Below are 13322 nucleotides of genomic sequence, written 5' to 3'. Positions count from 1 at the left end.
TCATAGAGTTTGAGGCTAAAATCATCCCCTCCATGATCTTTTCGATACAATAACGCTTTCTTAAAATAATTATTGGCTTCTTCTATCTGATTTTTTTTTATTGAAATTTCACCTAGATAAGTAAAATTATAGCCTTTTATCCAATCATATTTTATTTTGGTTCCTAATAAATTACTCTTTTTAAAATAGTAAACGGCACTATCATATTTCATTTCTCTCATTAAGCAATCTCCAATATTACTTAATATTGTAGGTAATATGATTCCATCAGTATCTATATGAGGACTGTTTTCTATAATAGCAGCAGTTTTATAAAAATTATTTTTAGCTCTTTTAAGATATTTTAAGTTTTTAGTTTCTGTATGTAAACTCAAAAAGATATTATTCAAATCATTCATAACGTAACAATATTCCGTTGTATCCTTAATTCGTTTTGTATCCTCAAGCGCTATATTAGCATATTTTAGAGATTTACTATATTGTTTTTGTGTTTCATAAATATTTGCTATTGATATATATAAGGAGGCCAATTTCTCTTTATTATTGCTGAGAGAAAAAAACTCAACCGATTTAATTAACGAAGAAATACTTTCTTCATGAAATCCTATACCAGTATAGGCCATTCCTAGATTGTAATATAATTGCCCCAGTCGGAAATTTTTTATTTTATTTCTTTTAATTTCTTTTAAATATGGAATAGCTCTTCTGTAATAAATAATAGCTGAATCATGTTGAGAATGGTAATTATAAACATTTCCAATGGCCATATTTCCAAACCCTATTCCTTCCAAATAATCGGCTTTTTCCGCTACAACAATTGATTTCTTGGAATATTTTAAGGCCTTATCTTTATCATATTTTCTAAAAAGCCAAGCCAACTGATTAAGAATCATAACTCGTGAAGAATCTGTTTTTGAATATTTATATGAAGTTTGCAAATTGGCATATTCTTTTTGACTAGGCTGTGCGAACAAAGGACATTGAGCAATTGTCAAAAAAACAATACTAATTGAAATTGATTTAAGAAAATTTTGTTTCATCTAAAAGATATAAATGTCAAATTTAAATTTTTTAAATTATTCTTATGATAATATTTTAAAAATAATCCTTAATTAATTCCTCACATAGATTTATAGAAAATGCCACTTGCTTATTTGGATTAAATTCACATATATACAAAATCTACTATAACGTTTTTGTTGATAACATACAGATATAACTAATAAATAAAGTGGGAATTTAAATGGTTATTTCCGAGATTTGTTTTTTAATAACTTCACAATGAAAAAATACAATTACAGCGCAGGACCTTGCATACTTCCGCAAGAAGTTTTCGAGAAGTCGGCACAAGCGATTTTAGATTTTAATAATTCTGGACTTTCTCTTTTAGAAATTTCCCACAGAAGCAAAGATTTTGTGGCCGTTATGGAAGAAGCTAGAGCTTTAGTTTTAGAACTTTTAGGACTAGAAGGCAAAGGTTACCAAGCTTTATTTTTAGCTGGTGGCGCCAGTTTAGAATTCCTAATGGTTCCGTATAACTTGATGAAGGAAAACGGCAAAGCTGCTTATCTAGATACAGGAACTTGGGCACGTGGTGCAATAAAAGAAGCTAAATATTTTGGAGAAACAGTTGTTGTAGCTTCATCTGCAGCCGAAAATTACAACCATATTCCTACAAATTATAATATTCCTAGCGATGCTAATTATTTTCACTGCACGAGTAACAATACCATTTTCGGAACACAAATGAAATCGTTTCCAAATACAAATATTCCAGTAGTTTGCGATATGAGTTCTGATATATTTTCGAGAGTTTTAGATTTTTCTAAATTTGATTTAATTTATGCTGGAGCACAAAAAAATATGGGACCAGCTGGAGCAACTTTAGTCGTTGTTAAAGAAGAAATTTTAGGTAAAATAGGACGTTATATTCCATCGATGTTAGATTATGAAAAACACATTAAGGCAGAAAGCATGTACAATACGCCGCCTGTTTTTCCTATATATGCATCTCTTTTAACCTTACAATGGTTGAAAAATTTGGGTGGAATTCCAGCTATCGAAAAAATAAATAATGCTAAAGCAAATTTATTATATTCAGAAATTGATAGAAATCCTTTGTTTAAAGGTACAGCAAACGTTGAAGACAGAAGTAATATGAATGCCACGTTCTTATTAAACGACGAAAATCATACTGAATTATTTGACAAAATGTGGAAAGAAGCAGGAATCTCAGGCTTATCTGGTCATCGTTCCGTAGGTGGTTATCGCGCCTCGATGTACAATGCGCTTCCGCTAGAAAGTGTACAGGTTTTAGTAAATGTGATGAAAGAATTAGAAAATAAAATATAGTTGATTTGGTTATTTGTTGATTCGGTTATTCGATGAAACAAATAACCAAATAACCGAATTAACAAATAAACATTAAATGAAAATATTAGCTAACGATGGAATTTCTAAAAGTGGAATTCTCGCATTAGAAAAAAGTGGTTTTGAAGTCATTACTACAAAAGTTGCACAAGAACAAGTTATCAATTTTGTAAATACACATCAAGTTGCGGTGATATTAGTTAGAAGCGCGACCAAAGTTAGAAAAGATATTATAGATGCTTGTCCGTCGCTAAAAATTATAGGTCGTGGTGGCGTAGGAATGGATAATATTGATGTTGATTATGCTATTTCGAAAGATATTCAAGTAATAAATACTCCCGCTTCGTCATCAAACTCTGTAGCGGAATTGGTTTTTGCTCATTTGTTTTCGGGTGTTCGATTTTTATATGATTCAAACAGAAATATGCCTTTAGAAGGCGATACTCGTTTTAATGATTTGAAAAAAGCTTACGCAGATGGTATCGAACTTCGTGGCAAAACCATTGGTATTATTGGTTTTGGAAGAATAGGTCAATCGGTAGCAAAAATGGCTTTAGGTTTGGGTATGAAAGTTATTGCGTCCGATAATTATGTTGGAAAAGCAGAAATTAAAATCGAATTTTATAATGGTCAATTCATAAATGTAGAAATCGAAACAGAACCTGTAGATGAATTACTAAAACATTCGGATTTTGTAACCCTTCACGTTCCTGCCCAAAAAGATTATATTATTGGAAAAAGAGAATTCGATTTGATGAAAGATGGCGTGGGAATTATAAACTGTTCTCGTGGCGGAATTATAAATGAAGTTGAACTTGTTGCCGCTTTAGACAGCAAAAAAGTACTGTTTGCTGGTTTAGATGTTTTTGAAAACGAACCAACACCAGCGGTTCAATTACTAATGCATCCAAACATCTCTATGACACCACATATTGGTGCAGCAACTATCGAAGCACAAGACAGAATTGGTACCGAACTTGCAGAGCAAATAATTGCTTTAGTAAAGTCCGAGTTATAAATATATTTCATACATTTACTATTAAATCAACTAAAAGCTAAATGAACTATGGTTGGGGCTTATCTTGCAAAACAAGCACAAGGAAGTGGTCTAAATAATAGTGGTACTACTTCAAATGGAGGTGGCCTTACTGATATTCTTGGCGGATTATTAGGCGGTGGTCAATCACAACAACAAGCGCCATCATCATCTATGGGAGGTTCTGTTTTAACTTCTATGTTAGATCAAGACGGAGACGGACAACTTGGATTGGGAGATGCTGTTGCGGCAGCGACCAAAAAAGGTGGACTTGGCGGATTATTTGGTAGTCTTTTCGGGAAAAAATAATAATATTAAATCTCGCTTCGGTGGGATTTTTTTATAAAATCAAATCATGAAACATCTTTCTATTTTTGGATTAATTTTAATTTGCCTTCTTAGTTGCAAGACAAAAAATATAGTTGCTACAAGTACTCCAAATCCTATTAAAGGGGATACTATAAGAATTGCCAATGAAGCTTTAGAATATGAAGTTACAATTATAGATGGTGGATTTACTTATTGGCTTAATAGTCGTGCTTTTCCTAGAAATTATCATTCGGAAAGTTATCTAGAAAGCAAAAACAGAGTTTATGTTGCCGAGTGGAATAATCGTGCTTTGCAACCTACACGCTACAATCCTAGCTTATACGAAATGCAAATTAATTATGATTATAATGTACATTATGGTTACGAAGTAAATTATTTGATATACAATTATATGATTTATTTTCAGAATACCTACAAACAACAACTTTTTGGCTTTGTTCCTCCTAGATAATATTTTATATTTGTTTTAAAATTTTAAAACTATGAACAAGTTAAAACAACGTTGGGGAATATCTTCAAATTTTCAGTTGTTTGTTATATTTATAGTTTTTGCAATAAATGGTTCACTTTCGGCAAGAATTTCTTCTTTTTGCATGTCTTTTTTGGGACTGAATAAAGACAATTTACCTTTATTTTTTTATTACTTGATACTTATTGTTCTCGTAATGCCTTTGTATCCTTTCTTACTTATCGTAATTGGTTTTATTTTTGGGCAATTTCCTTTTTTCTTCGCTTTTAGTAAAAAAATGCTTCAAAGTATGGGATTGGGTTGGGTTTTTAAATCATAAAAAAAGCCCCAAATTGGAGCTTTTAAATTTATTTATTATTCTTTTTATCTAAATAGTTTTCGTAAAACCAAGTTATTGTAAAAGTTGGAATAATATCCGTAAAAGGGATTAACTCTTCTAATGTTCCTATAACTCCAGCAACTTTACCTGTTGTTCCTTTATACATAGCAACCAATAACATTCCCGAAATTGGCGCCCAAATTACATCGGTAGTTTCAGCTATTCCTGGAAAAACATAAGACAACATACCTACTAAATCGAAAATAATACTCAAAATGAGCTTCCCTATTTTCAGATTAGACTTGGTTTCAATTCTAGTCATTATTTCTTGTGCCATTTCTTATAAATTAAAATTATACTCCTAAATACACAAAACTAATGCCAAACTATTTTTTAAGCTTGTCTTTAAACTCTTTTCTCACTTTGTCAATCTTTGGCGTGATTACATAAGTACAATAAGATTTATTTTTATTTTGATTGTAATAATTTTGATGATAATCTTCGGCGACGTAAAAAGTACTTGCGTCAGAAACTTTTGTAACCACATTTTTTCCATAAGTATTAGCATCATTTAGTTGTTTGATGTATGCCAATGCGACTTCTTTTTGTTTTGCATTGATACAAAAAACCTCACTACGATATTGCGTTCCCATATCGGCTCCTTGACGGTTCATCGTTGTTGGATCATGGGTTGCAAAAAATACTTCTAACAATTCTCCGTAGGAAATTTTACTAGGGTCGAAAATTATTTTTATGGCTTCGGCATGACCAGTTGTTCCAGTACAAATGTCCTCGTAAGTTGGGTTTACAGTTTTTCCTCCTATATAACCTGGTTTAACATTTTCTACGCCTTTTAGTTCTAAAAAAACTGCTTCGGTACACCAAAAGCAACCTCCAGCAAAAATGGCAATTTCCTTTCCGTTTTCGATATTCATAGTATTGGGTTCAAATTTTTCTACATTATTGGATTTCGATTGACAGCTCAAAGTCATTATCGATAAAATAGACAACCAGAGATTTTTCATAGCATTACTTTTTATAAAATTAGAGAAATTGTATTCAAAAAAAGTCATTATTAACGAAACTTTATAATCATATACGGCTAATCTGTAAATTTAGATTTTATTATACCCAAATTTCTTTGTTTCTTTGTGAAAACCGATTGTATGATTAAAGCAAAAAATATTCAAAAAAGTTATGACACGTTACAAGTGTTAAAAGGTGTTGACTTGCATATTGAAAAAGGCGAAATCATATCGATAGTTGGTGCTTCTGGAGCAGGAAAAACCACATTGCTTCAAATTTTAGGAACGTTGGACAAACCCACAGAGAACAATGGTTCTTTTTTAGAAATAAATGGACAAAATATTCTGAAAATGAACGATAAAGATTTGTCTAAATTCAGAAATTTAAATTTAGGATTTATATTTCAGTTTCACCAGCTTTTACCAGAATTTACAGCTTTAGAAAACGTTTGTATTCCTGCTTTTATAGCAAATAAATCGAAAGCTGAGACTGAAGTTGAAGCCGAAAAAATTCTAACTTATTTAGGATTACAAGACCGAATGAATCACAAACCAAATGAACTTTCGGGTGGAGAACAACAACGTGTAGCAGTCGCGAGAGCCTTAATAAACAAACCCGCAATAATTTTTGCAGATGAACCTTCTGGGAATTTAGATACGCATACTGCCGAGAATTTGCATCAATTATTTTTCAAACTTCGGGACGAATTAGGGCAAACTTTTGTCATTGTAACCCACAACGAAGAATTAGCTAATATGGCTGATAGAAAACTAATTATGGTGGACGGAAATATTAGATCCGAAGTCATCAATGAATAAAAGCGAACTGAAATCTTTTCTTGACGAGAAAGTTATTCTCTACAATAATCCAAATTTTATTGAGAGTGACCCAATTCAAATTCCACATTTATTTTCATTAAAAGAAGATATAGAAATCGCTGGATTTCTTAGCGCAACAATTGCTTGGGGAAATAGAAAAATGATTATTAATAATTCGCATAAAATGATGCAACTCATGGGAAATTCTCCTTATGATTTTGTTATGTCATACAACGAAAATCAACTGGAATTGTTAGACAAATTTGTACACCGAACCTTCAACGGACAAGATTTTATTCAATTTATAAAAAGTTTGCAAAACATTTATACAAATCACAATGGTTTGGAAGCTGTTTTTGCTAAAAATGCTACAGAATATTCGATGCAAAAAAGTATTTCCGAATTCAAAAAAATATTTTTCGAAGACAATCATTTACCAAGAGCACAAAAACATGTTTCCGATCCAATGAATGGTTCAGCGGCAAAAAGAATCAACATGTTTTTACGTTGGATGGTTAGACAAGATAAGAATGGTGTCGATTTTGGACTTTGGAAAACAATTCCTACTTCTGCTTTATCTTGTCCTCTCGATGTACATTCTGGAAATGTAGCTCGCAAACTCGAATTATTATTAAGAAAGCAAAACGATGCCAAAGCACTTTCCGAACTAGATACAAATCTCAGATTATTAGATGCTAACGATCCTGTAAAATATGATTTTGCTTTGTTTGGCTTGGGTGTTTTTGAGAAATTTTAGCTATTAATTCTTTAAATATTACAATTAATCCTAATTTACTTACACTTAATCGTTTTAATTAGGTTTAGCAAGATTTCGATTATTTATTTGCATTTTATTTGCCCAAGAAGTGTATGTATACAATTTTTAAATTTTATTTTTTAACTACATATTTACATTTAAGTTATAGTTTTACTCAATTTACTTCTTGGGTAGATCATACTTTTACTGCGCATTCTTTTTATATGTTTCTAAAATATATAGCGATTCCATTTCTTGTTTTTACCATTACCTATTTTGTGTCATTACTTATTATTACTAGGTATTATTTTGATAAATTAAAAAGTGAAAAGAAAAATGTTGAAGCCGAAATTAATGATTTTCTTGCCGATTTAATTTTTTCAAACTACAGCTTCAATGAAACAAAATTAAAAATTGTAGCGTTTAAGAATACGGATATTTTTAAAAATAAATGGTGCAAATATTTAATTCTAGATAAATTAATTCACATTAAGAAGAATATAAAAGCAGTAAACCCTAATTTAATCTTAATTATATACAAACAATTTAGGCTTAATGAATATAGCCAAAAACTAATAAATAGAAAAAAATGGTATTATAAATCTTTAGGGTTTTATCACTACCAAAGTTTAGATTATAAAATCAAGAAAGCATATGTAAAACCTTACTTAGAGAGCAAAAACAAATACTTAAAATCTAATGCACTTATCGCTCTTATTGCACTGTCGGACGAGAAGTTTGATATTTTAAAAAACTATGATGAAAAAATATCACGTGCCGATGAGATGAAAATTTTAGATTTAATATATCAGAAAAAATCGGTAATTCCAAAAACGATAAACAGCTGGTTAGATAGCAACAACCCATCAGTTATAATTTTAGCCATTAAGCTAATGGTGAGATACAGAGAAAACATAACCGCTTCAAGAATTAAGTATTTATTGTTACATCAAGATATAATAGTCCGAAAAGAAATTATATTAGCAATTCGTAAATTAGTAATTTTTGATGCAAATAAGACATTAATACTCCATTACAAAAAGGAATCAGATATCCGAAACAAAATATCTATCCTAAAAACACTTACTATTATTGGGGATTACACAACCTTGTATTTTGCCATTAATTTATTAGACGTCGAAAAAAATATTGATATAAAGTTTGAGATTATAAACTGCATCAGTAAAATTGACAAAGCGTATTTTGATGATTTTACAACTGATGATGAAGCTGAAAATGAATTGATAAAAAAAATAGTTTTACACGTAAACAATCCTTGTTTAAATTGAATACTTTAGAAAATATAATTAGAAAGTTCGAAATATTTTCAGCTTTTTACTCCGTCAGCTATGTATTAATTTATTTAGTACTAGCCCTATTGTCTTATTTGGCCATAAAAAATTATTATAACTCAAAATATTATTTGCACAAAGATGTTTTAATAAAATCCAACCATACTCTAGGAGTATCAGTCATTGCACCAGCCTACAACGAAGCAGCAACAATTGTATATAATGTAAAATCACTGTTATCACAGGATTATCCTAAATTTGAAATTATTATCATAAATGATGGAAGTACTGACGATACTCTTCAAAAACTAATTAATGAATTTAGTTTGGTAAAAGTTGATTTTTTTTATCAAGAAAAAATAAAAACACAACCCGTTAAGTGTCATTATAAGTCTTCAAATCCTGTTTATGCCAAACTTTTAGTTATAGATAAGGAAAACGGAAAAAGCAAAGCAGATGCCTCAAATGCAGGTATCAATTCCGCAAAATATTCTCTTTTTATTTGTACCGATGTCGATTGCATCCTCAGAAAAGATACTATTGTTATGCTTACCAAACCATTTATAGAAAATACCAGAAAAGTTATTGCAACTGGTGCAGCCATTAGAATTTCTAATTCTTGTGAGTTTAAAGATGGTATGCTTTACAAATCCCATTATCCCAATAAATTCTTTGCCAGATTTCAGGAACTCGAATATATTCGCTCTTTTTTGTTTGGACGAATGGCTTGGAGCAAGACAAATTGTTTGCTTCTTGTTTCCGGTGGTTTGGGAATGTTCGACAAACAAACAGTAATAGATGCAGGTGGTTACTGGCATCAGTCACTTGGGGAAGACATGGAACTCATTACAAGAATGAGAAAACTAATGCACGAAAGAAAAGAAGATTTTCTAATAAAATATATTCCAGAATCACTTTGTTGGACTGAAGTTCCTTCGGATAAAACTGTCTTTCTAAGACAACGTGTTCGCTGGGCAAGAGGATTGGTACAAACGTTATATTTACATAAAAAAATGTTTCTGAATCCAAAATACGGAAAAACTGGTTTAATAATTATGCCACATTATTTTTTATTCGAATTTTTTGTACCTATTCTGGAGGTTTTAGGACTCATAGTACTCGCGTTAGATATTATATTTTTTACTGTTAACTATGAATTTTTACTTATCGTATCGGTTTTTATTTATTTTTTTTATACCGCAATAACATTAATATCTATCTATTTAGATCAGTTTTTGTATAAGCAATATGCCAATATTAGCGAACTATCAACACTAATTCTGATGGTGTTTTTAGAACCATTTTTGTACCATCCAATAAATGTATATGCATCGCTAAAAGGTTATATCCATTTTCTTACCAATAAAGAAAAAAAATGGGGAACCATGACTAGACAAGGATTTGTTAATGTAAAAGAACAATTATGAAACAACAAACTAAAATTGCATTATTTTTTTTACTAATAAATACCGGTATTTTTGCTCAAAAAATAGACACTGATAGTTTATTGATAAAAACCAATTACGAAATAAATACTACCAAAAATTATCCGAGAGCTATAAAAATCGCAAGTTTAGGAATAAAACTCGCACCTAATTATTTAGATTTTCATTTAGCCTTGGGACGAGCATATATAATTACAAAACAAGTCGATAGTGCAAGATATTATCTGAATCATGTTATTGATAAAGACCCTAAATACAAAGAAGCTTTCCTATATCTTACAAAATTAGAAATTGAAGAAAATAATTCGGAAAATGCAATAATTACTGTTAATAAAGCCATAATAATATATCCTGAAGACAAAGATTTCGAATTGTTAAAACTACAAGTAATATATTCCCAAAATAACTACGAGAAAAATATCGAATATTTAGAATCATTAGTCGGAAAATATCCTGAAAACAGTAAACTAAAACAACAACTTGTTGAGCTAAAAACAAAAACAAACTCCAATCGTGTTGGGATTAACTATAACAATACAAGCTTTAGTCGTAACGCAGTTGGCCCTTGGCATCTTATTGGTTTTCAATACATAAGAGAGCGGAGATTAATATCATTTATTGCACAGATAAATTATGCTGAACGATATTCCTTCCAATATAAAAATTCAGGAATTCAGTATGAGTTTGAAACTTATTTCAAAAACAATAAAAAAAGTTATTCCTATGTAGATATTGCGTACAGTTATGATGAGAATGTTTTTCCGAAACTTAGGCTTGCATATTCTTATTTTTATAGTTTCAACAAAGGTTGGGAAGCCGATGCAGGAATACGTTACTCGAAAACTACAACTTTCAACTTTCATGCAGGTGTTTTTGGTATAGGAAAATATGTTGGCGCTTATTGGCTAAATTTAAAGTCATACTTTCAATCTTTTGAAAGCAAAACATATTCAGCCTTTACAGCAACTGCAAGATATTATTTAGACACAAAATACGATTATCTAACTGCATTTGCTGGTTATGGTACATCGCCCGACGAAAGAATTACCTTAGGGCAGTTTGACCAGCGATTAGCATTCAACTCATATCGTGTTGGTGCAGGATATTACAAGCTTTTTGGTACACATTATGCTACAGGATTACAAGCAAGTTATAACCGACAAGAATATAAGTTAAATACTTTTCAGAACGAATATAATTTATTCGTATCATTACAATATAAATTCTAGAAGTTAAAGCTGTAGGTAAATGAAAAAGATATTAGTTATAGAAGATGACAAGATTATTAATAATATTATAGAATTTCTATTAAAAAAAGAAGACTATGTTATTGATGTAGCAAAAGATGGAAATGAAGGTTTCGCTATGATAAATCAGAATAATTATGATCTAATTATTACCGATATTATGTTACCATACAAATCTGGTCTGGAAGTTACTTCTTATGTAAAAACAAATTTTCCTAAAATCCCAATTATAATTATTTCTTCTTTAGGCAAAGAAGATTTAACCATTATAGAAGCTTTCAAATTAGGTGCCGATGATTTGGTGGCAAAACCATTTAACCCAATCGAATTAATCCTTAGAGTAAAACGTTTGTTGTTGTAAGTAAAGTACAAATCTGCAAAGATTAATTTAAGTCATTGAAGTATTCTTTTTATATTACAAGGCAACCCGAAAAATTCCTCATTTATTATTTCAAATACGAATTTCTACTTATTAATATTAAAAAAATTGTGGTAATCCGTGATGATATTTTCTAAAAGCGTTTGTGTTTTTATTAAAGTTATCTAACAAGGAATGTAACAAAAAGATACTCTTTTCTTTTTTATTACCTTTGTCTCTTTGTAATTTTGCACTTCGAAACCTTATTAAATGATTTACCACGATACAATAGTTGCCCTTGCTACTCCTTCTGGAGCTGGAGCCATTGCAGTAATTAGAATTTCTGGGCAAGAAGCCATAACTATTGCTTCGTCAGTATTTCAATCGGTTTCGGGCAAAGATATTACCAAACAAAAATCACACACGCTGCATTTGGGTCATATTGTAGATGATACTAAAGTTTTAGACCAAGTTTTACTTTCAATTTTCAAAGGAACAAATTCTTATACTGGAGAAAGCACGATTGAAATTTCTTGTCACGGTTCGACCTATATTCAACAACAAATCATACAATTATTACTTCGAAAAGGCTGTCGAATGGCACAAGCAGGAGAATTTACTTTGCGTTCTTTCTTGAACGGAAAAATGGACTTATCCCAAGCCGAAGCTGTTGCCGATTTAATCTCTTCCGATAACGAAGCTGCTCATCAAATTGCGATGCAACAAATGCGTGGTGGTTTTAGTAACGAAATTGCCAAACTACGTGAGGAATTGTTAAACTTTGCTTCTTTAATCGAATTAGAATTAGACTTTGCAGAAGAAGATGTAGAGTTTGCCGACAGAACTCAATTTAATGATTTATTAAACAGAATCGAATTCGTATTAAAACGATTAATCGATTCATTTGCCGTTGGAAACGTAATAAAAAATGGAATTCCTGTGGCAATTGTTGGGGAACCAAACGTAGGGAAATCGACACTATTGAATGCTTTATTGAATGAAGAACGCGCCATAGTTTCAGAAATTGCAGGTACCACTCGCGATACGATTGAAGACGAATTGGTTATTGGCGGTATTGGTTTCAGATTTATAGATACTGCCGGAATTCGTGAAACAAAAGATGTAGTAGAAAGTATCGGAATCAAGAAAACTTTCGAAAAAATAGAGCAAGCACAAGTCGTTTTGTTTCTAATTGATAGTTTACAATTGATAATTGATAATGATAATAAGTTGAAAATTGAAATTGAGAAAATAAAAAATCAGTTTCCGTTGAAACCATTAGTTGTGGTTATTAATAAAATTGACTCTTTAAATCAGGAACAAAAAGAATTACTTGCTACAAAATTATCAATTATCAATTATTCATCGTTAATTAAAATTTCTGCCAAAGAAAATATTGGTGTCGATGAACTTAAAAATCAATTGCTTTCGTTTGTAAATACTGGAGCTTTGCGCAATAACGAAACCATTGTAACTAATACTAGACATTACGATTCGTTACTCAAAGCATTAGAAGAAATTCAGAAAGTAAAATACGGTTTGCAAACCAATTTACCAAGCGATTTGATGGCGATAGATATTAAACAAGCTCTGTATTATTTCGGAGAAATTACAGGACAAGTCACTAACGATGAGCTATTAGGAAACATCTTCGCAAATTTCTGTATTGGCAAATAACTTAATAAAACATCACAAATCAAAACAAAAAATAACACAACAATCTCTTTTAAATAAAGGGATTTTTTATTTTGTAGAAAATTTTAATTTGCGATATTTTGTTATTTTTTGTTATTTTTTGTACCATTTTTGTACCTCATAAATATATTTTTTCTACATTTGTAATATAAAGAGAAAT

General features: G+C 30.6%; 15 protein-coding genes. 12 read left to right on the top strand and 3 right to left on the bottom strand.

The annotated features are described in order from the left end of the window. On the bottom strand, positions 1-1040 hold a 1040-nt coding region (locus ACH2BG_RS11310), incomplete at its 3' end, for a tetratricopeptide repeat protein (protein ID WP_395047800.1). Positions 1041-1281: 241 nt separating this feature from the next. On the opposite strand from ACH2BG_RS11310, the gene serC reads away from it, so the two are divergent. The 5 genes from serC to ACH2BG_RS11285 all read left to right on the top strand — a co-directional run bounded on the left by serC (position 1282) and on the right by ACH2BG_RS11285 (position 4524). Next, the gene (gene serC, locus ACH2BG_RS11305; RefSeq protein ID WP_395047799.1) at positions 1282-2352 is read left to right on the top strand and encodes a 3-phosphoserine/phosphohydroxythreonine transaminase; all 1071 of its coding nucleotides are present in this window, start codon (positions 1282-1284) and stop codon (positions 2350-2352) included. A gap of 76 nt (positions 2353-2428) precedes the next feature. Then, positions 2429-3388 carry a D-2-hydroxyacid dehydrogenase gene (locus tag ACH2BG_RS11300; protein WP_395047798.1) on the top strand — a complete coding sequence of 320 codons (960 nt, stop codon included), beginning with the start codon at positions 2429-2431 and terminating at the stop codon, positions 3386-3388. A gap of 48 nt (positions 3389-3436) precedes the next feature. Next, positions 3437-3715, top strand: a complete 279-nt coding sequence (locus ACH2BG_RS11295) for a hypothetical protein (RefSeq protein ID WP_395047797.1) — start codon at positions 3437-3439, stop codon at positions 3713-3715. A 46-nt stretch (positions 3716-3761) separates the two neighbouring features. Continuing rightward, positions 3762-4187, top strand: coding sequence for a DUF6146 family protein (locus tag ACH2BG_RS11290; protein ID WP_395047796.1), 426 nt, complete (start codon positions 3762-3764; stop codon positions 4185-4187). Positions 4188-4218: 31 nt separating this feature from the next. Beyond that, positions 4219-4524 (top strand): DUF6787 family protein, encoded by a 306-nt coding sequence (locus ACH2BG_RS11285; protein ID WP_395047795.1) that lies wholly within the window; start codon positions 4219-4221, stop codon positions 4522-4524. Positions 4525-4552: 28 nt separating this feature from the next. Here ACH2BG_RS11285 and ACH2BG_RS11280 read toward each other — a convergent pair whose 3' ends face one another. Continuing rightward, on the bottom strand, positions 4553-4861 hold the full coding sequence (locus ACH2BG_RS11280) for a hypothetical protein (RefSeq protein ID WP_395047794.1): 309 nt from the start codon (positions 4859-4861) through the stop codon (positions 4553-4555). Positions 4862-4910: 49 nt separating this feature from the next. After that, positions 4911-5459 carry a peptide-methionine (S)-S-oxide reductase MsrA gene (gene msrA, locus ACH2BG_RS11275; RefSeq protein WP_395047801.1) on the bottom strand — a complete coding sequence of 183 codons (549 nt, stop codon included), beginning with the start codon at positions 5457-5459 and terminating at the stop codon, positions 4911-4913. 231 nt (positions 5460-5690) lie between these two features. Between msrA and ACH2BG_RS11270 the strand changes: the two genes are divergently transcribed. The 7 genes from ACH2BG_RS11270 to mnmE all read left to right on the top strand — a co-directional run bounded on the left by ACH2BG_RS11270 (position 5691) and on the right by mnmE (position 13144). Beyond that, a complete protein-coding gene (locus ACH2BG_RS11270; protein ID WP_395047793.1) occupies positions 5691-6368 on the top strand; it encodes an ABC transporter ATP-binding protein in 678 nt (225 codons plus the stop codon). Beyond that, positions 6361-7125, top strand: coding sequence for a TIGR02757 family protein (locus tag ACH2BG_RS11265; RefSeq protein WP_395047792.1), 765 nt, complete (start codon positions 6361-6363; stop codon positions 7123-7125). Before ACH2BG_RS11270 ends, ACH2BG_RS11265 begins: the two co-directional genes overlap by 8 nt. 113 nt (positions 7126-7238) lie before the next feature. Further along, a complete protein-coding gene (locus ACH2BG_RS11260; protein WP_395047791.1) occupies positions 7239-8414 on the top strand; it encodes a hypothetical protein in 1176 nt (391 codons plus the stop codon). Beyond that, positions 8411-9844 (top strand): glycosyltransferase, encoded by a 1434-nt coding sequence (locus tag ACH2BG_RS11255; RefSeq protein ID WP_395047790.1) that lies wholly within the window; start codon positions 8411-8413, stop codon positions 9842-9844. Before ACH2BG_RS11260 ends, ACH2BG_RS11255 begins: the two co-directional genes overlap by 4 nt. Continuing rightward, a complete protein-coding gene (locus ACH2BG_RS11250) occupies positions 9841-11091 on the top strand; it encodes a YaiO family outer membrane beta-barrel protein (RefSeq protein WP_395047789.1) in 1251 nt (416 codons plus the stop codon). The genes ACH2BG_RS11255 and ACH2BG_RS11250 overlap by 4 nt, the downstream gene beginning before the upstream one ends. Before the next feature lie 19 nt (positions 11092-11110). Beyond that, entirely contained in the window at positions 11111-11470 is a 360-nt protein-coding gene (locus ACH2BG_RS11245) for a response regulator transcription factor (protein ID WP_395047788.1), read from the top strand. Positions 11471-11737: 267 nt separating this feature from the next. After that, complete coding sequence (gene mnmE / locus ACH2BG_RS11240) at positions 11738-13144, top strand: tRNA uridine-5-carboxymethylaminomethyl(34) synthesis GTPase MnmE (protein ID WP_395047787.1); 1407 nt, start codon at positions 11738-11740, stop codon at positions 13142-13144. Positions 13145-13322: the final 178 nt, after the last annotated feature.

The sequence above is a fragment of the Flavobacterium sp. genome (assembly GCF_043779715.1).
Classification (GTDB): domain Bacteria; phylum Bacteroidota; class Bacteroidia; order Flavobacteriales; family Flavobacteriaceae; genus Flavobacterium.
This window is presented reverse-complemented; position numbering and strand designations above follow the sequence as displayed.